Origin of the sequence: Candidatus Palauibacter polyketidifaciens (assembly GCF_947581785.1) — a bacterium.
GTDB lineage: Bacteria > Gemmatimonadota > Gemmatimonadetes > Palauibacterales > Palauibacteraceae > Palauibacter > Palauibacter polyketidifaciens.
Genome location: NZ_CANPVO010000006.1, coordinates 79,438 through 97,021 on the forward strand (window position 1 = coordinate 79,438; position 17,584 = coordinate 97,021).

Annotated in this window: 13 protein-coding genes; 3 read left to right on the plus strand and 10 right to left on the minus strand. The window is 67.1% G+C overall.

The features are described 5' to 3' along the window. Positions 1–20 precede the first annotated feature (20 nt). Entirely contained in the window at positions 21–2,048 is a 2,028-nt protein-coding gene (locus tag RN729_RS01100; protein ID WP_310781735.1) for a cytochrome P450, read from the plus strand. An 11-nt stretch (positions 2,049–2,059) separates the two neighbouring features. Then, positions 2,060–3,091 (plus strand): class I SAM-dependent methyltransferase, encoded by a 1,032-nt coding sequence (locus tag RN729_RS01105; protein ID WP_310781737.1) that lies wholly within the window; start codon positions 2,060–2,062, stop codon positions 3,089–3,091. A gap of 13 nt (positions 3,092–3,104) precedes the next feature. On the opposite strand, the gene RN729_RS01110 is transcribed toward RN729_RS01105, so the two are convergent. Then, positions 3,105–4,148, minus strand: coding sequence for a Rieske 2Fe-2S domain-containing protein (locus RN729_RS01110; protein ID WP_310781739.1), 1,044 nt, complete (start codon positions 4,146–4,148; stop codon positions 3,105–3,107). Positions 4,149–4,250: 102 nt separating this feature from the next. Here RN729_RS01110 and RN729_RS01115 point away from each other — a divergent pair, with 102 nt between their 5' ends. Further along, positions 4,251–6,857: a GH116 family glycosyl hydrolase gene (locus tag RN729_RS01115; RefSeq protein ID WP_310781741.1), complete on the plus strand. Its 2,607-nt coding sequence runs from the start codon at positions 4,251–4,253 to the stop codon at positions 6,855–6,857. Between the two features lie 265 nt (positions 6,858–7,122). On the opposite strand, the gene RN729_RS01120 is transcribed toward RN729_RS01115, so the two are convergent. From RN729_RS01120 to RN729_RS01160, 9 genes are all read right to left on the minus strand, one after another. Then, positions 7,123–8,277 carry an acetylornithine/succinylornithine family transaminase gene (locus RN729_RS01120; protein WP_310781742.1) on the minus strand — a complete coding sequence of 385 codons (1,155 nt, stop codon included), beginning with the start codon at positions 8,275–8,277 and terminating at the stop codon, positions 7,123–7,125. 4 nt (positions 8,278–8,281) lie between these two features. Further along, positions 8,282–9,118: a [LysW]-aminoadipate kinase gene (locus tag RN729_RS01125; protein ID WP_310781745.1), complete on the minus strand. Its 837-nt coding sequence runs from the start codon at positions 9,116–9,118 to the stop codon at positions 8,282–8,284. A gap of 3 nt (positions 9,119–9,121) precedes the next feature. Next, positions 9,122–9,802: a class II glutamine amidotransferase gene (locus RN729_RS01130; protein WP_310781747.1), complete on the minus strand. Its 681-nt coding sequence runs from the start codon at positions 9,800–9,802 to the stop codon at positions 9,122–9,124. 25 nt (positions 9,803–9,827) lie between these two features. Beyond that, positions 9,828–10,850 (minus strand): N-acetyl-gamma-glutamyl-phosphate reductase, encoded by a 1,023-nt coding sequence (gene argC, locus RN729_RS01135; RefSeq protein ID WP_310781749.1) that lies wholly within the window; start codon positions 10,848–10,850, stop codon positions 9,828–9,830. Beyond that, positions 10,847–11,695, minus strand: coding sequence for a lysine biosynthesis protein LysX (lysX, locus tag RN729_RS01140; protein WP_310781752.1), 849 nt, complete (start codon positions 11,693–11,695; stop codon positions 10,847–10,849). Before lysX ends, argC begins: the two co-directional genes overlap by 4 nt. Next, positions 11,692–11,856, minus strand: coding sequence for a lysine biosynthesis protein LysW (lysW, locus tag RN729_RS01145; RefSeq protein ID WP_310781753.1), 165 nt, complete (start codon positions 11,854–11,856; stop codon positions 11,692–11,694). Before lysW ends, lysX begins: the two co-directional genes overlap by 4 nt. A 76-nt stretch (positions 11,857–11,932) precedes the next feature. Further along, a complete protein-coding gene (locus RN729_RS01150; RefSeq protein WP_310781755.1) occupies positions 11,933–12,637 on the minus strand; it encodes a TIGR02206 family membrane protein in 705 nt (234 codons plus the stop codon). Positions 12,638–12,681: 44 nt separating this feature from the next. Further along, positions 12,682–14,595 (minus strand): glucosamine-6-phosphate deaminase, encoded by a 1,914-nt coding sequence (nagB, locus tag RN729_RS01155; protein WP_310781756.1) that lies wholly within the window; start codon positions 14,593–14,595, stop codon positions 12,682–12,684. 30 nt (positions 14,596–14,625) lie between these two features. Next, on the minus strand, positions 14,626–17,463 hold the full coding sequence (locus tag RN729_RS01160) for an insulinase family protein (RefSeq protein WP_310781757.1): 2,838 nt from the start codon (positions 17,461–17,463) through the stop codon (positions 14,626–14,628). Between the last annotated feature and the right edge of the window lie 121 nt (positions 17,464–17,584).

The window sequence follows — 17,584 nt, forward strand, 5'->3', positions numbered from 1 at the left end:
GGCAAGGCGAGAACCGACGAATGACGGTGGAGAGTCTGAAGGTCGAATCCCTGAGCCTCGTCGACGAACTCATCCTGATGCTTCTCGACGAGAAGGGAGGCTACTTCCATCAGGTCCCCGGCTGGCAACTGAACTGCGCCGTGGTCGGCGGGGTGCTGGCGGAACTCTCCTTCCGGTCGCGGCTCGACTCGGACCTGACATCCCTGTACGTGGTGGACCGGGACGAAACGGGCGATCCCGTCCTGGATCCCATTCTGAAGGAGATCGCGGACGAACCGGTCCAACGCACGGCCCGGTACTGGGTCGAACGGCTCGCCCCCCGCGCGGAGTCGGTCGTCGACCTGACCTTGGATCGCCTGGTTCAACGGGGGATCCTCCAACACCACGACGGGGAATTCTGGACGCTGGCTCCCCCCGTCATGCATCGGCAGCAGTACGGGATGTTCGAGGAAGACGCGACCGACCAGTTCATCAAGGCGCGCATCGGCAACGTCATCTTCGCCGACGAGGTTCCCGAACCGAGAGACGTCGTCATCGTCTGCCTCGTCAACACCTGCGACGTCTTTCGCCTGATCTTCGAACTCGATGAAGCGGCGGAAGAGCGCATCAAGTGGATATGCCAGCTGGACCTGATCGGCCGGTCCATCGCCGCTGCGGTCTCCGAGAACCTCGTCGGCCCGATTCGCAGACATGCTCCTCTCGCCAAGAAGATTCCGACGGTTTCGCTGACTAGGCTGCTGCGCAACCCGCATGTCCGAGACGGCAACCTGAACGCGCTCTTCGGAAGCCTCGCGGAGGAGTACGGTCCGGTGTTCCAGATCCGGCCTCCCTTCTCGGAGCGCATGATCTTCCTGGCCGGACTCGAGACGAATGAATGGATGCAGAAGCGCGGGCGCATGTACCTGAGAACCAGGGACTACTTCGCCGACTTCGAGAAGGTCTACGGCGCGGCCGGCGTTCTGCCCGCCCTTGACGGGACCGACCACTTCCGGCTTCGCAAGTTCCTGTCGCCGGCCTATTCCCGCACGAGGCTGGCGGGGCAGCTGGACGAGCTCTACAGCAGGGGGCGAGCGTACATGTCGACGCTGGCGGTCGGGGATTCGTACCGCGCCACGTCCATGAGCCGGGCAATGGTGAACGCCCAGCTATCGCCGCTGTTCATCGGCGTCGACACGCAGGATCTCATGGGCGACCTGATGGTCTATAAGGAGCGGGCCCTCAGCGTGCATATTGCCAGGGTCCTGCCCGAGTTCACGCTGCATACCCCGGGTATGAGACGTCGGGCGGCCGTCCTGGAGACGCTGATGAAGCGGATCTTGAGCGTCCATACTCCGGCCCAACGCGTGGACAGCCAACGGAACCTGGTGGACGACTACCTCAGCCTGCATGCCAGCGACCCGCAGTTTCTCCCGGAGTCCAACCTGCTCTTCGCTTTTTCCGCGGCCCTGATTGCCAGCGTGTACCTCGGTGACACGTTCAGCCTCGTCGTCTACGCCATGGCGTCGCAGCCCGCGCTCTACGAGAGGATCCGCGCCGAAGCGGACGCGCTGTTTGCCAGCGGTGACCCCGAAAAAGAGGACTTCACCCCGGCCAACATCGACGTGACGCATCGCTTCCTCATGGAGTGCATGCGCATGTACCCGATCGTGCCCATGTCTGTTCGGAACGTGATGAATACCTGCACGGTCGAGAACTACGAGTTACCCCTGGGGGAACGGATCCACATCGCCATGACCGCCACGCACTACATGAGCGACGTCTTTCCCGAACCCCACAAGTTTGACATCGACCGCTTCCTGCCGTCGCGCCGTGAGCATCATAGCCTCGGGTTCGCCCCGTACGGGCTGGGTACGCACAAGTGTCTCGGCACCCGCTGGATGGAGATGCACCTGGCGGCCAACCTGTTGATGCTGGCGCACTACTTCACGATCGAGGTGTCGCCGGCGAAATACGCCCGGAAGCTCCGCTTCAATCCGGTTCCGTCGCTGAAGCCGAGCAAGAAGGTCAGGTTCCGCATTACCGAGCAGAGGCGGGAGCTGCCCGCCTGAGCCCCCCCGATTTGCGACTGGGCAAACTGTCGAAAGCGCTGCGGGATGCGCACCCGGGATCGGGCGTCGCGCGTCGAGTCCGGCACTTTGACGGCTGGCTTGAGCGGGCGGCATCGGAGGCTGCCGGCGCCGGCACCTACGACCACGCGGAAACGGTCAGGGACTACTACGAGCTGTGCAACGGTTTCATGGTGTACGGCTGGGGCGAATCCCTGCATTTTGCGCCCCTCACGCCCGACGAAAGCCTGGAGGAGTCCAAGGTCCGGCACCAGCGGGCGATGATCTCCAGGTTGAAGCTGGAACAGGGCATGAAGGTGGTCGACGTCGGTTGTGGAATCGGCGGCCCCATGCGCCGAGTCGCCCGTGAGGCGGGCGTCAGGGTCGTGGGAATCAACATCAATGACATCCAGCTCGCGGAGGCGAAGAAGTTGAACGCCGAGGCGGGGCTGGAGCACATGACCGATTTCAGGAAGTGCAGCTTCGAGGATATGAGCGCCATCGAGGCCGACACCTTCGATGGGGGTTACGCGATAGAGTCGACGTGCCATGCGCAGGACAAGCGACGCGCGTTCGCGGAGATATTCCGCATACTGAAGCCGGGCGCCCTGTTCTGGGGTCAGGAAATGTGCCTGACGGACCGGTTCGATCCCGGGAATGCCCGGCACCGGACCATCAAGCGGGAGCTCATGCGCGGTATTGCGCTGCACGACATCGCCACGTTCGGGGAAGTGAACCGCGCTCTCGAAGGGGCGGGATTCCAGGTCATCGAGGGGAGTGATTGGGAGGTCCGGGAAGGACCCGCCACCCCGTGGTATCAACCCATGGAGAGTCGGCACGGGACGTTGGGGACTGCGGTGCGCAGGCTTCCCCGGGGCCGCAAGGCGTTCATCGCGGGGTCGAAGTTGGCCGAGGTACTGCGGTTCTTTCCGAGGGGCTCGGCGGAGGTGGTTCGGCTCCTTGATCGAACCGCGGAGGCTTACGTCGAGGGCGGCAGGACGGGCATCTTCACGCCCCTGTACTGTTTCCTGGCCCGCAAGCTCTAGCAGCCAGGGGCTGCTAGTCGGCGTTGCGGTCCGGGCTTCGCGGCGCCGGCGCCGGGTCCGGATAGAACTGTCGGCAGTGTCGGCGGTACTTCCCGATGGGGCCGTCCGTCCGGCAAAGCCGGGGGGGAGACCGGTAGCGCTTCCTGTCCCATATCACGATGTCCTGCAGTACGAACCGCCTCTCCTCGCGGAGGATGAAGAAATTCAGCAGCCGGTGGCGCAGCGGCACGGGTAGAAAGCCCAGACCCGATATGAACCGCCCCGGTTTCCGGATCTCCCGCACCTGGTTGACCATCGTCAACTCCACGAATTCGCCGTCGACGGGCGTTGTGAGCACCCACATGCGCGACCTCACGCCGACCGACTTCTCGTGAATCTCGACGAAGGAGTAGCCGAGTCCGTGGACGTGCGTGACGACCGAGACTTCGGAATGAATGTCCACCAGACCAAGGATCCGGCGAACCGCCTTGAAGTCGAAACAGCTCCTCAGGTAGGCGCCGTCGGTCGAAAAGTCGGTCGGCTCCACATCGTGGTAGCCATGCGTGTACTCCAGGTGTTCCACGTCGACCGAGTTCTCCGTCGTCTCCTGGGGATGCCCTCGGAACCGCAGGATCGTGGAGCGCAAACCGGTCCACTCCGCGCCGGCGGGTGGCTCATCCGGCAGGTGCCATTGAGGGCCTCGGCCACCGCTCCCCCACCAGGCGAAGATCATGCCGAGGATCTCCCGGGTCTCGTAGAGCTTCAGCTTCGCGGCCTTCGGAGGCGGAGCATTGGGCGTGGCCACGCACTGGCCGGTCGTGTCGAACTCGAACCCGTGAAACGGACAGACGAGGCAGCCGTCGCGCACCAGACCGCCCGTGGTCGGTCCCATATGCGAGCCCAGGTGCGGACAGAAGGCGTCCGCCACGCAGATGCGGCCCTCGTCGTCGGCCCAGGCGACGATCTCCTCGCCCATCCACGTCTTCTCGATGAGCTTCGCGCGCTCGATGGACGTGCGGCGTCCGATGAAATACCAGCCTTCGGGAAACGGCGGCAGCGCATCGCTGTACGTAGCCATGCGGGCGAACTTGGTTTCGGTCCCGCTGGCGCGTCAACTAGTGTACACTCGTGCGGTGGCGGCCGGCCGGAAACGGATCTTGAGAAAGCGAGGACTACGGTGATGACTCTGGACTCTGCGCCGCGCGTCTCGGTTCTCATGCTCTTCGCCGCGATGGCCGCCGGCCTGCCGGCGAACGGCTCCGGCCAGACCGCCGCCGAGGTTCCGCGCTTCGAGATCGCGTCGTCGCCGATCGAACTCACGGGACCCGTCCGTCCCGGCGAGTACCTGGGCGTGACCGGACCCCGGTCCGCGTGGCTCGGCCTCGAGACCGGGGAGGCGGAGCTGTGGGTCCACCCCCTCAAGGTCGGAAACCGGTTTCGGCTCGGCTTCTCGACCCCGGCCTACGGCGCGCCGATTCCCGGTAGCGCCGTCGCGCGCACGGTGCATGTCCGGCCCGAACTGACGACGATCGCCTACAGCCACGCGGCCTTTCAGGTGCGCCAGCACATCCTTGCGCCCGCCGAACTCCCCGGCCTCCTGGTTCTGCTCGAGGTGGACAGCCCCGAACCACTCGAGATCATCGCCGAGTTCGAGCCGGTGCTGAACTACATGTGGCCGGGTTCGCTGGGGGGGCAGTACGCCTACTGGGACGGCGGCCGGCGCGCCTTCGTGCTGTCCGAGAGCCTGCAGGAGACGAACGCCGTCGTCGGGTCGCCGTGGGCCGTCAACTCGGTCGAACACCCGGCGCATCAACTGGGCGAAGCGCCGCGCACCATGGTGATCCCGGTCGAGCCGGAACGCGCCCGACGGGAGTTCATCCCCATCGCCGTAGCGGGCGGCACCATGCCCCGCGAGGAGGTCTTCGCCAGCTACGATCGGCTGATCGCCGAGGCCCACTCGCTGTACGGCGCGAAACGGGCATGGGCCGACTCGGTGCTCGCCTCCACCGTCTCCATCGAGTCGCCGGATCCACAGCTCGACCTCGCCCTCGAGTGGGCGAAGATCAACCTGGAGGAGCAGCGCGTCTGCAATCCCGACCTCGGCTGCGGGTTCGTCGCGGGCTGGGGCCTGTCGCGCAACGGAACCCGTCCCGGATTCGGATGGTTCTTCGGCGGCGACGCGGCGCAGACGACCTTCGCCATGGATGTGCTCGGGCAGTGGGGGGTGGTGGCGGAGGAACTCGCCTTTCTCGCGAGATACCAGCGTGAAGACGGGAAGATCACGCACGAAATCTCTCAGGCGGCCGCGCGCATCCCGTGGTTCGAGGTGTATCCGTACGCCTACTACCACGCGGACACCACGCCCTACTGGATGGTCGCGCTGTACGAATACTGGCGGGCGAGCGGGGACGACGAACTGCTGCGGGAGCTGTGGCCGGCCTACCGGCGCGCGTGGGAATGGTGCCTCGGCGCCGAGACCGACGGCGACGGAATCATCGAAAACACGGTGGGCGGGCTCGCAGCGGTCGAGGTCGGGGGCCTCGGGGCGGCGCTCCACCAGGACGTCTACCTGGCAGGGGTTTGGACCGCGGCCCTCGAGGGGACCGCGGCGCTGGCGGAGCGCATGGGCGAACCCGGGATGGCGAATCGGGCTCGGGAGATGGCTCCCCGCGCGCGGAAGACGCTGAACGACGCGTACTGGCTCGAGGAGGCGGGGCACCATGCCTTCGGGATCCTCGCCGATGGCGGCACCAACGACAATCTGACCGTGTGGCCCGCGACGGCGGCCGCGTTCGGCCTGTTCGACGAGGCGCGCGGGCGATCGACCCTCGCCCGGCTCGCGAGCGACCGGATCTCGTCGGACTGGGGCGCCCACATGCTCTCGACGGAGAGCGAACTGTATCACCCGCTCCAGTACAACATGGGTTCGGTGTGGCCCTTCGTGACGGCGTACGTGTCGTGGGCCCAGTACCGGTACCGGCGTCCATGGGCGGGCTTCCACCTCGTGGACGCGGTGAAGCAGATGACCTTCGACTGGAGCCTAGGACGCCATCCGGAGTTGCTGTCCGGAACGTTCTACCAGCCCCTCGACCAGACCGTCCCGCACCAGTTCTTCGCGACTTCGGCCCTGGTGACACCGTTACTGCGCGGCGTCATCGGCTGGGAGCCCGATGCGCCGCTGGACCGCGTGCGCCTCGCCCCGCAACTCCCGCCGGATTGGCCGGCCGTGACGGTGAGACGGCTCCGAGCCGGGGAAACGGCGACGGACGTGGAGATCCGACAACGGTGGACGGCCGAAGGCGGGGAGCGACGGACGACGCTCACGACCACGGGGCCTGCGCTGACATTCGCCTTCGTACCCGACGTGCCGGCGGGCGCGCGGGACGTGTCCATCGGCGTGAACGGGGCAGTCACCGAACTCACCGAGGATGGAACGGTGGAGGTGACGCTGGGCGAGACCGTCGCCGCCGGCGACCGCGCGGAAATCGTCGTGACGTGGGGCGGCGGGCTCGCGATCGCGCCGCCCCGGATCGACTTGGAGCCCGGTCAAGTGAGCAGCGGCCTGCGCATCCTCGACTTCAACGCAGATCCGGATGGCTGGCTTCTCGAAGTGGAGGGACTGGCGGGTCGGAGCTACGACCTCGGACTCTTCGGCGCCACGGTCGAAGCTGACGTCGTGCAAGGGGCCGCAACGACCGCTCTGGCCAACCCCGCGACCGTACGTATTGCGTTTCCTCCGGACACTGCGGAACGCACGACAGCTGTGGTTCGTTTCACGACCCCGTAGGCGAGAGTCTGCTGCCTGCCGCTCCGCAACCCTTGAATATCGTCAGATTATCGTTGATTTACGGTTGCCTGTCGCCCTAAAGTCGCATACCATCAGCTATCGTATGAGTGTGAGTGGGGATTGGGCGGTGTCCACGTGATCGCAAGGCTCGTGGCGACCTCCTCGGCTCGGCATAGCGCCGTCCAGTCCCCCTCCGCGACCGCATTCCGGACTCCAGTCGATTCGGGCGTCCGGGAATCGACGGTCCGGCGGCTCCCGGTCGGCGTCAGTCGGCCAGTACTTCCGTCAGCGTATCCGCCACCTCGTCGATCTGCGCTTCGGTGATCACGAGCGGCGGCAGCAGCCGGATGACCGTGGTGCCGGCCGGGAGGGCGAGGACGCCCCGCTCCGCGAGAGCTCCCAGGTAGGGTCGGCAGCGCTCGCGGAGTTCGACGCCGATCATGAGGCCGACCTGCCGCACGGCGCGGACGCGAGCCGACTGGCGTCGGGCGAAACGCTCGCTGAAGCGGGCGCCAAGCGCCTCCGCCCGATCGTCGAGCCGCTCATCCCGCATGAAGCGGATCGCGGCCAGGGCGGCGGCGCTGGCGAGCGGGTTGCCGCCGAAGGTCGTGCCGTGCCGCCCGGGCGGCGGCTGCAGCCGTTCATGCGCCAGGACCGCTCCCAGCGGCACGCCGCCCGCGATCGCCTTCGCGAGGCAGAGCACGTCCGGCGCGACGCCGTAGCGGTCGCAGGCGAACATGCGGCCGGTGCGGCAGAAGCCCGTCTGGATCTCGTCGAACACGAGGACCGCACCGGCCTCGTCGCAGATGCGGCGCGCCGCCGACAGATAGTCCCGGCTGGCCGGCCGCACCCCGCCTTCTCCCTGTACCGGTTCGATGATCACCGCCGCCGTGTCCGCGCCCACGGCCGCGCGCAGCTTCTCCACGTGGTTGAACGGCACGAACGAGAACCCCGGCACGAGCGGCTCGAACGGCTCCCGGTACTCCTTCTTGTGCGTTGCGCTCAGCGCTCCCAGCGTGCGCCCATGGAAGCCGCGCATTGCGGACACGACCCCCGCCCGTCCCGTCGCGAGGCGCGCGAACTTGATCGCCGCCTCCACCGCCTCCGCCCCGGAATTGCAGAGGAAGGCGCGCGTGAGCCCCGCCGGCGCGATCGACACGAGTTCGGCCAGCAACCGCGCCCGGACATCGTTGTAGAAGATCCCGGGACAGGACACGAGCACCCGAGCCTGCTCCGCCAACGCTTCGGCGACGGCCGGGTTGGCGTGGCCGATGCTCGCCACGCCGATGCCGCCCACGCAATCGATGTAGCGGCGACCCTCGTCGTCCCACACGCACGCGCCCTCGCCCCGCACGATGGTGAGGTCCCGCTTGGGGAAGACCTCGAGGGCGTACGCCCGTTCCAGTTCGCGCGCGTTCATCCAATCATCCGATCACCGTGCCCCGCCCCGCCAGCGCCTCCCCGACCGGCCGTTCAATGCGCCCATCCGCGATCACGACGCGCGTCGTGCCGGATTCCACGAGTCGCCGCAGGGCGAGCAGCTTCCGCTTCATGCGCCCGGAAACATCGTCCTCCCGACGTGCAAGCTCCCCACGCGAGAGCCGTGCGACGACGGACGCCGGATCGTCCGGATCTTCGAGGAAACCGGGCGCCTCGATCAACTGGATCACGCAATCCGCGCCCAGTTCGGCGCTGAGCAGGGTCACGACGTCATCGTTCTCCGAGTTGATCGCCACGTTGTGTTCGTCGATGAGGGGCACGGTCACGACCGGAGTGAAGCCGCCGTCGAGGAGCAACCCCATCAGCTTGCGGTTCACCTCCGCCGGCTTCCCGGACAGGTCCCGCCTGATCAGCGTCTTGCCGCCCTCTCTCACCCGGATACCCCTGTTGCGGCGGCCGCGCACGAGCGCGCCGTCGAGCCCCGTGAGCCCGACCGCGTTTACGCCGTGGCCCTGCAGCAGTTCCACGATGCGCTTGTTCCGCACGCCGGCGTAGGCCATGAGCATCACGTCGATCAGGTCGTGGTCGGACTGCACGCTCTCGTGCCCGGACACCGATGTGAGGACGCGTTTTCCGACCCCGAGCCGCCGGGCCAGCGAATCGCGCAGCGCGTTCGCGCCGTGCACGATGACGAACGGACCGGACAGGCCCGCCAGGTCGCGGGCAATCCCGTCCAGGTTGATCGATTCGCCGCCGCCGATCTTGACGATGAGCAGCCCGCCGGACTCGCCCGGCCTCGGTTCGGGTGTCGGTCCCGGCATCGGTCAGAACGTCCCGATGGCGCCGTTCGCGACCGGCGTCCACGCCCACCGCCCGTCCGACGGCGGACAGGAAGCCGGATAGGGCGCCGAGCACAGGATCCGCACGCCGTTCCGCCGGGCGGCATGCATCCGGAAGTAGGCCGGGTCCTCGTTGAACCGGGTCGCGAAGTGGACCCGGCGCGACGCGTCGGCGATGATCAGATTCATTGCCCGCACGTAACGCGTGCGCTTCTCGATCGCGTCGAGTCCCCGCTCCAGCGCGAGACCCATGTCTACGTTGCCGTCCCCGCCGGCGAAGCGCTTGACGAAGTTGAACACCTTCTCCGCGCCGATCCGCCCCCGTTCCTTTATCCGCACTCCGTGCAGCTCCCCGTTGAAGATGAATGCGCGTTCCCCGTCGAAGAACGGCATGTTGTTCTCGACCCGTATCCCTTCCCCGCGATACGCGCTCCTCGCGTGCGCGAGCAGAAGCGTCGTGCGTCCGGGCGGCGCCGCGGCGTCCTCCCACACCGGCGAGACGTTGCGGTAGACGCGCCACCCGTCGGACCCGTCGGCATCGATCCAGGCACACCCCCACCCGTCACCCTGATACTCGGGACTCTCTCGGGCGAGCTGCGCGAAGGCGGCGAGGTGCGGCTCCATGTCGAAGGGCTCGTCGCTGCGGACGCAGAGGATGCGGCACACGAGGATTCAGCTCCGCGTGTCGCGGTCAGGCCGGATGCAGCCCGGGGAACTCGAGCCCCCGCGCCTCCGGCAACCCGTGCATCACGTTGAACGCCTGCACCGCCTGTCCCGCCGCTCCCTTCATGAGATTGTCGATCGCGCTCAGGACCACGACCCGGCTCGAGAGCGGATCGCGCTCGAACCCCACGTCACAGTAGTTCGCGCCCGCCAGGAGGTTGGGGTCGGGATAACGGTGGATGCCGCTTCGCTCCTTGACGATGCGCACGAACGGTTCGTCGGCGTATGCGCTCCGATAGATCTTCCACAGCGCCTTCTCATCGAGATCCCGGTTCAGGAATACGTGACAGGTGGCGAGGACGCCGCGCACCATTTCGACCGCCGTCGCGGAGAAATGCACCTCGCCGCCGAGCACCGCGGCGATCTCGGCCGCGTGGCGGTGGCCCGTCGGCCGATACGACCGCATGGCGCCGCTGCGCTCCGGGTGGTGGCTGCCCTCGCTGGCGCGGTTCCCGGCCTCGCTCGATCCCACCTTCACCTCGATCACGACCGAGTCCGCGACCCCCTCCCGGTACAGCGGCAGAAGCCCGAGGATGGAAGCCGTCGCGTTACAGCCCGCGCACGCGACGAGATCCGCGACCGCCAGCGCCTCGCGGTTCACCTCCGCGATCCCGTACACGAACGATCCCAGGAGTTCCGGCCGAGGGTGCGGCCGGCCGTAGAAGCGCTCATAGTCGGCCCCGTCGTCGAGCCGGAAGTCCGCGCCCAGGTCGACGATCCGCCCCGCCAGAGACCGGAACTCGTCGATACGGCGGGACGACTCCCCGTGCGGGAGACAGAGGAAGAGCACGTCGCACTCCGACAGCTCTTCGAGCGTGCTGAAGCGCAGTCGCGTGACGCCCCGCAGGTTGGGATGGACCCGGGGCGCGAACCGCCCCGCGAAGCGCTCCGATGTGATCTGCCGCACATCGACGTCCGGATGGCCGAGCAGCAGCCTCAACAGTTCCCCGCCGGCGTAGCCGGATCCGCCCGCGATCGACGCGCGGATCATCGGTCCGCCGCCCGGTCCGGCGAGGCGACGTAGGACACGATCCTCTCCGGAATGTTCACGCCCGTCGCCTCGATGCTGTTCCGGAACTCCATCGTGTAGTTCACCTCGTTGACCAGCAGTTCGCCGCCGCTCTCGAGCAGATCCACCGCGACCACGCCCCCGCCCATGGCGGCCGCCGCCCGCAGGGACAGCTCCGCGATCTCGCTCGTCACCGGACAGTTCGAGGCCGTTCCGCCGCGGGCCGTATTCGTGATCCAGTGCTCGGATGACCGGTAGATGGCCGCCACGCAGTCGTCGCCCACGACGAACGCGCGGATGTCGCGGCCGCCCTTCTCGACATACTTCTGTACGAAGAAGATCGAGTGATGATAGCTGCCCAGGATCGCCTTGTGTTCGAGGACCGTCTCCGCCGCGTGCCGGTCGTTGATCCTCGACAGCAGGCGGCCCCAGGAGCCGACTGCGGGCTTGAGGACCACGGGATAGCCGAGTTCCTCGATGGCCTCGAGCGCGGATTCCTCGGTGAACGCGACCCTGGCTTCGGGCTGCGGCACACCGCATTCCTGGAGCGACGCCGCGGTGAGGATCTTGTCCCCGCAGCGGCGCGACACCTCGTAGCGGTTCACGCAATCGAGACCGGCCCCCTCGAAGAGCCGCAACGCGTGCATGGCCCGCGAGTGGTTGATGCAGCGCTCCAGAACGACATCGACGTCCGGGACGTTCCGGAAATCGAACGTGAGCTTGCGGTCGTCCAGAAACACCAGTTCGACGTCGCCGCGCCCGCGCAACTCCGCGATCAGCAGCTTCTCGTCCTTGCGGATGAGGGAATGAAGAAAGCCGACTCTCATTCGCCCCAGTCCTCCTCCGCGTCCGGCGCCTCTCCAAGGGTGATGGGGTCGAGCGCGAGGATCTCGAGCTCGACGCCGCACTCCTCACATTCGAGCAACTCACCTTCGACGGGGTCGTCGGAAATCGTCGGTTCCGCGCCGCATACAGGACATTCCGGCATGCCGTTCATCCTCCATTTGGGTTCTTTGCAAGAGTTCCATACACAGGTTATTCGAGCAGAAAGAGACTTGGTACCGTCAGTCTGCCGCCGGGTTCCGGAAAGGAAGCCGCAGCGCCAGGAAGAGCCCGATGGCCACCGGTTCGAGGAGCGGAATGTACCACGGCCAGTTCGGGAAAACGTCCAGTATCGATGCCGTCGGCGGCTTGTCGATAAGATACAGGTAGTTGGACCCGAGTACGCGGTTGATGGGATACACCGCGATGGCGTACACGTTCAGCAGGCCGAACGCCAGCCAGGGATCCCGCGCCTTCGGCCGGTAGTCCTCCACCGTCACCGCCCACACGCCCGCGATGACGGCGATTCCGTGCGACGCCATCGTCTCGTAGAAGGCGAAATGGAGAACGCCGTGGGACGCATCGGGCGTCAGCACGGCCTGAACGGCCCCCGCGACGCCGAAGAAGTACATGAGCCGAAGGGTCCAGAGGTGCCGCGTCCACAGCCCGTACACCGTCATCCAGGCCATCGCCGCGCACAGGTGCAGCGGGAGGTCGTTCTGCAGGGTCCATATCCCGACCGAAGCTTTCCACATGTGCCTGAGGCCGAGGAGAAGGAGGATCGCGGCGCCCATGGCGAAGCGGAGGCGGCGGCGCCGATCCTCGTCGCCAGCCATGCCTGCCCGGATCAGACAGACTCCGATCGCGACCAACACGCCCATCGTCACGAGATGGACCGGGCCGAAGAGATCCAGCGGTACCGACTCCGTCCCGAAGAACCCGCTCATGTCAGGCTGTCACGCCGCGTGGGCCGACCGGACGCGCCACGGGTTCACGCATCCGCGTCCGCGAGCGAGGAGGTGGGGATCTCGGGCCCCTCCACCCGCCGTCCATCCCGCAGCGTCACGTACGCCTCCATGGCGTAGTAGGCCGGAAGTCCCAGGGCGGCCAGCCGGTCGGCGGTATCCCGGTTTCGCTCGACGACGCGCTGCCAGAATTCGCGCGGGTCCGGTCCGGGGAAGGGGGCCGAGTCCTTCTGCGACTCGTGCCGGAAGATCGCCTGGACCTTGCCGTGCAGTTCGCGTTCGGAGAGCGGTACGAGGACCGTCGCTTCGTCCAGATCCCACTCCTGCCACGCGCCGCGGTAGAGCCAGAGCCACGGCGGGTCGCCGCGGTAGCCGGCGAGCGCCGCATCCACCGTCTCGAGGCACATGCGGTGCGTGCCGTGCGGATCGGACAGGTCCCCGGCGGCGAACACGATCGTCGGCCGCACTTCCTCCAGCACCCGCGCGACGATCTCCACGTCCTCCGACGTGATCGGGTTCTTCTTCACCGCTCCCGTCTGATAGAACGGCTGGTTCAGAAAGCGGGCGCGGTCGGCGGAGAGCCCCAGCGATTCGATCGCGGCCGTGGCCTCCGTCTCGCGGATGATCCGCTTGAGTTGTTGAACCACGCCGGGATCGACGTCCCCCGGCTCCTTGCGGGCGAGCCGATGCTCGAGAGACCGCAGCACCCCCTTGAGGTTCGCGGCGTCGCCGAGCTCGATGATGCCGGCCGCGCGCCGCAGGAAGTCCAGGTAGCGGCGCACCTCGTGGTCGAAGACGGCGATGTTCCCGGAAGTCTGATACGCCACCGTGACGCGGTTGCCGTTCTCGACCAGCTTGCGCAGCAGTCCGCCCATCGAAATCACATCATCGTCCGGGTGAGGCGAGAAGACGACGATGTCCTGGTCGCGCGGCAGCCTGCTCTTCCCCCGGATCTTGGAGATGAGCGCGTTGAAGACCTGTCCGTTGATCGGCCCGGCCGAACCGTGCCGGGACGTGAGCGGAGCGAGGTGATTCGCGCGATAATCGTCGGTCGCGAGGTGCAGGATCGACTTGTCGATGCGTTCGCTCAGCCAGATGACAGCCGCGGTCTCGCGCTCGGCCGTCCACTCCACATCGCCCACGAGCCACGGCGTGCGGACGCGGGTGAGATCGGACGCGGCGGCCGGATCGAGATAGACCGTCGCGGCGGCGTGTTGCTGCAGAAAGGTCGCGGCGACATCCGCGTGGACCTCACCTTCGACGGCTCGACGCACGATCCCGGCCTTGTGTTCGCCCGTCGCGAGCAGCACGACTTCCCGCGCTTCGAGAATCGTGGCCACGCCCATGGTGATCGCCTGCGGCGGCACGTTCTCCTCGCCGAAGAAATCGGACGCGGCATCGCTCCGGGTGACGGTGTCCAGATAGAGCCGCCGGGTGCGCGAGTCGCGCTCGGACCCCGGCTCGTTGAAACCGATGTGACCGCTGCGCCCGATCCCGAGAATCTGGAAGTCGATCCCGCCCGCCTGCCGGATGCGGCGCTCGAACTCGACGCAGTGTGCCTCGACGTCCGCTTCCCGCACATCACCTCGAGGGATGTGGCGGTGTTCCGCCGGGATGTTCACATGGTCGAACAGGTGCTCCCGCATGTAGCGGTGATAGCTGTGCAGGCTGCCGGGCCGCATCGGGAAGTACTCATCGAGGTTGAAGGCGACCGCGTTGGAGAAGTCGAGTCCTTCGTCCCGGTGCAGGCGGATGAGTTCCCGATAGACGCCGACGGGCGTGGCGCCGGTTGCGAGGCCGAGGACGGCGGAGCGCCCGTTCTCCGCCCTCTCTCGCAGGAGCGTCGCGATCCGGCCCGCGACTTCGGCGGCGATGCTGTCGTGGTCCGGCATGATCCGGACGGGCACACGTTCCCTCCGCGCGTGCCCCGCAGCGCTCATCCGGTCATCCGCCCGTCGCGGGACACGGCACTAGGGGACCTTCTGCTCCGGGAGCAGCACGAACCGGGCGTACTGGTCGGTGCGGAGGTAACGGACGGCGGCCTCCCGCACCTGCTCCGCGGTCCAGCTTTCGATCCCCTCGAAGCTCGGGATCTCGTTCAGATCCCAGCCTCCGCGCTCGAAACTCGCCAACTGGTTCAGCCAGTACCGGTTCTCGCGCAGGCTCGTCTCCAGCCCCCGCCGCTGTGTCTCGCGGACCTTGCCCACGGTCTCCGCGTCCGGCCCCTCGGTCCTGAGCCGCTCGATCTCCTCGAAGACCACGGAGGAGAGTTCCTCGGCGCGCTCGGGCGCGGACCCGAACCCGATGGTCACGCTGTATTCCTCGTCGGGCCGGTACGTAAGCCGTCCGTTCACGCCCACGCTGTACGTTCCGCCCAGGTCTTCGCGCAGCAACTCACGCAGCCGGATCTGCAGAACCTCCGCCATGGCGTAGATGGCACCCGCCTCTTCGCGCGAGTACTCGGCGTCTCCGGCGAAGATGATCTGCGTGCGGCTCTGCGGCTCCAGCCCCTTGTACACAACAGTCTCGATCACGCCCGCGGGAGGGTCGATGTCGTGATCCACCCAGTTCTCCACCCGCCCCAGATTGGGGAGCGCACCGAGATACCGCTCTACGAGGGGACGCATCATCGCGAGATCGAAGGCGCCCGTGAAGTAGAAGGTGAAGTCGCTGGCGTCCGCGAAGCGCTCCCGGAAGATCTCGTAGCCCGCGTCGAGGTCGGCCTGCAGGAGGTCATCCATGAGCTGGCTCACCCGCTGGACCCGCGGATGTCCCTGGGACATGATGGCCGAAACGGTGTCGGAAAACACGACGTTGGGATTGGCCCCGACGTTCGCGAGCACTGCCGTCTGCTGTGCCTTGAGCGCCTCGAACATCGTCTCATCCCTGCGGGGCGCCGAGAAGTACAGGTAGATGAGCTGAAACGCCGTCTCGACATCCTGCGGGGACGACGACCCTCCGATCCCTTCCGAAAGCGACCCCAGCAACGGCGAGACACGAACGGCCTTGCCGGTGAGCTTCTTCCCAAGCTCGGTCTGATCGAACTCCCCGACTCCCGACTGGGCGATGACGTTGAGGGCGAACGACGTCTTCCGCATCAGATCGTCGGGAAGCAGCGACGTGCCGCCGGGGCTCGTCGCGGAGAAGAGAATCTCGTCGTCCTTGAAGTCGGTGGGCTTGAGGACGACGCGCACGCCGTTCTCCAGAGTCCAGATGGAGACGCCCACATCCTCGAGCGTCTCCTCCGAAACGACCGGCGCGCCCTCGGGGACGACGGGGAGGAGGGGAGCATCGGCCGCCACGTCCACGTACGCTTCGATCTCCGCGCCCGAAACCGACGCGAAGACGCCGACCAGGTCCGCCTCCGCAGGGGTCTCGAGACCGTCCTTCTCGGGCGCGTTGACCAGGATGATGCGCCCTTCCTCCGCCAGCCACGCCTGGGCGACGGCGTTGGTCTCGGCGAGCGTGATCCCGGGCAGCAGGGCGTCCACGAGCGCCGTCTGCGTCTCGATGGACGGGTACGGACTATCCTGAAGAAACGCCTGCAGGTAGCGGTTCGCGAGCACGATCGACTCCTGGTTCTCTCGCTCCGCGAGTCGCCGCTCGTAGGCACGTCTCACGTCCGTCTTCTGCCGCTCCAGCTCCGTCCCGGTGAAGCCGTGCCGCACGACGCGCTCCGCCTCCATCAGCAGCGCCTCGAGCCCGCGTTCAATCCCGCCATCCCCGACCACCGCCGCGAGCTGGTAGGCGTCCACTCCCCGCGCGAACTGGCCCTGGCCCGAGAACCCCACCAGGAAGGGCGCGTCGGCCTGCAGCCGGAGTTCATCGAGGCGGGCGTTCAGCATGCCCGAGTAGAGGCCTTCGACGAGGCCGCGGCGAAAGTCGGCGACGGTGCCTCGCGGGGCCGGCGGCTGCTTGTACAGCACGCCGACCTGGCTCTGCATGGCTTCGGTGTCCGTCGCAATCGCGACGCGCGGCGGGTGGTCCACGGGGATGTCGGCGAACACCCGCGGACGGGGCTCCGCGGGTCCGGTCAGCCCGGCGAACTGCTCGCGGATCGTCGACTCGATCTCGCGGTCGTCGAAATCACCGACGGCGATGATCGCCATCAGGTCCGGCCGGTACCAGTCCTCATAAAAGTCGCGCAGCCGCTCGACGGGGGCCGTCTCGAGGATCTCCGTCTTCCCGATCGGGAGACGCTCAGCGTAGAGCGACCCCTCGAACATGACGGGGAACTGCCGGTCCTGCATCCGCGCCTGGGCGCCTCGCCGTCCGCGCCATTCCTCGATCACGACGCCGCGCTCCTTGTCGACCTCCTCCGGGTCGAAGCGCACGCCCTGGGCCCAGTCCCCGAGGATTCGGAACGCGGTGGCCAGCATCTCCGGGTCGTCCATCGGCACCTGGAGCATGTAGACTGTCTCGTCGAAGCTCGTGTAGGCGTTGATGTCGGGGCCGAACTGCATCCCGATCGACTCGAGATAGTCGACGAGCGCCTGCTTCTCGAAGTTCTCCGTCCCGTTGAACGCCATGTGCTCGACGAAATGTGCGAGCCCGAGCTGGTCCTCGTCCTCGAGGATGGAGCCCGCGTTCACGACGAGGCGCAGTTCCGCCCGGTTCTCCGGCTGATCGTTTTCATGCACGAAGTAGCGCAGACCGTTGTCCAGCGTCCCGGTGATGACGGCCGGATCCGGCGGAATCGGATCCGTCGGAGCCGGGGTCTGCGCCGCCGCTCCGGAAGCGGAGAGGGAGGAAAGGAGGATGACGGCGATCGAAACGAAAGCGAGGCCGGGCAAGCGGGACGTCTTCATCCATGACTCTCGGCAGAGGGAGTGGCCTTCGGTGTGGAAGCCCGGCAAGATAGCCGACCTTCGGGAAAGCGGCGAGCTACGCGGCGCGAGGGGGGGTGCGGGTCTGGCCGGATTCGAGCGC

What these genes read in the sequence shown, in the direction of transcription:
- RN729_RS01100 (WP_310781735.1), top strand. Translation starts at nt 21, where the DNA reads ATGACGGTGGAGAGTCTGAAGGTCGAATCCCTGAGCCTCGTCGACGAA.
- RN729_RS01110 (WP_310781739.1), bottom strand. Translation starts at nt 4,148, where the DNA reads ATGGCTACGTACAGCGATGCGCTGCCGCCGTTTCCCGAAGGCTGGTAT.
- lysX (WP_310781752.1), bottom strand. Translation starts at nt 11,695, where the DNA reads ATGAGAGTCGGCTTTCTTCATTCCCTCATCCGCAAGGACGAGAAGCTG.
- RN729_RS01150 (WP_310781755.1), bottom strand. Translation starts at nt 12,637, where the DNA reads ATGAGCGGGTTCTTCGGGACGGAGTCGGTACCGCTGGATCTCTTCGGC.
- RN729_RS01160 (WP_310781757.1), bottom strand. Translation starts at nt 17,463, where the DNA reads ATGAAGACGTCCCGCTTGCCCGGCCTCGCTTTCGTTTCGATCGCCGTC.
- RN729_RS01125 (WP_310781745.1), bottom strand. Translation starts at nt 9,118, where the DNA reads ATGCCGGGACCGACACCCGAACCGAGGCCGGGCGAGTCCGGCGGGCTG.
- nagB (WP_310781756.1), bottom strand. Translation starts at nt 14,595, where the DNA reads ATGAGCGCTGCGGGGCACGCGCGGAGGGAACGTGTGCCCGTCCGGATC.
- lysW (WP_310781753.1), bottom strand. Translation starts at nt 11,856, where the DNA reads ATGCCGGAATGTCCTGTATGCGGCGCGGAACCGACGATTTCCGACGAC.
- RN729_RS01120 (WP_310781742.1), bottom strand. Translation starts at nt 8,277, where the DNA reads ATGAACGCGCGCGAACTGGAACGGGCGTACGCCCTCGAGGTCTTCCCC.
- argC (WP_310781749.1), bottom strand. Translation starts at nt 10,850, where the DNA reads ATGATCCGCGCGTCGATCGCGGGCGGATCCGGCTACGCCGGCGGGGAA.
- RN729_RS01115 (WP_310781741.1), top strand. Translation starts at nt 4,251, where the DNA reads ATGACTCTGGACTCTGCGCCGCGCGTCTCGGTTCTCATGCTCTTCGCC.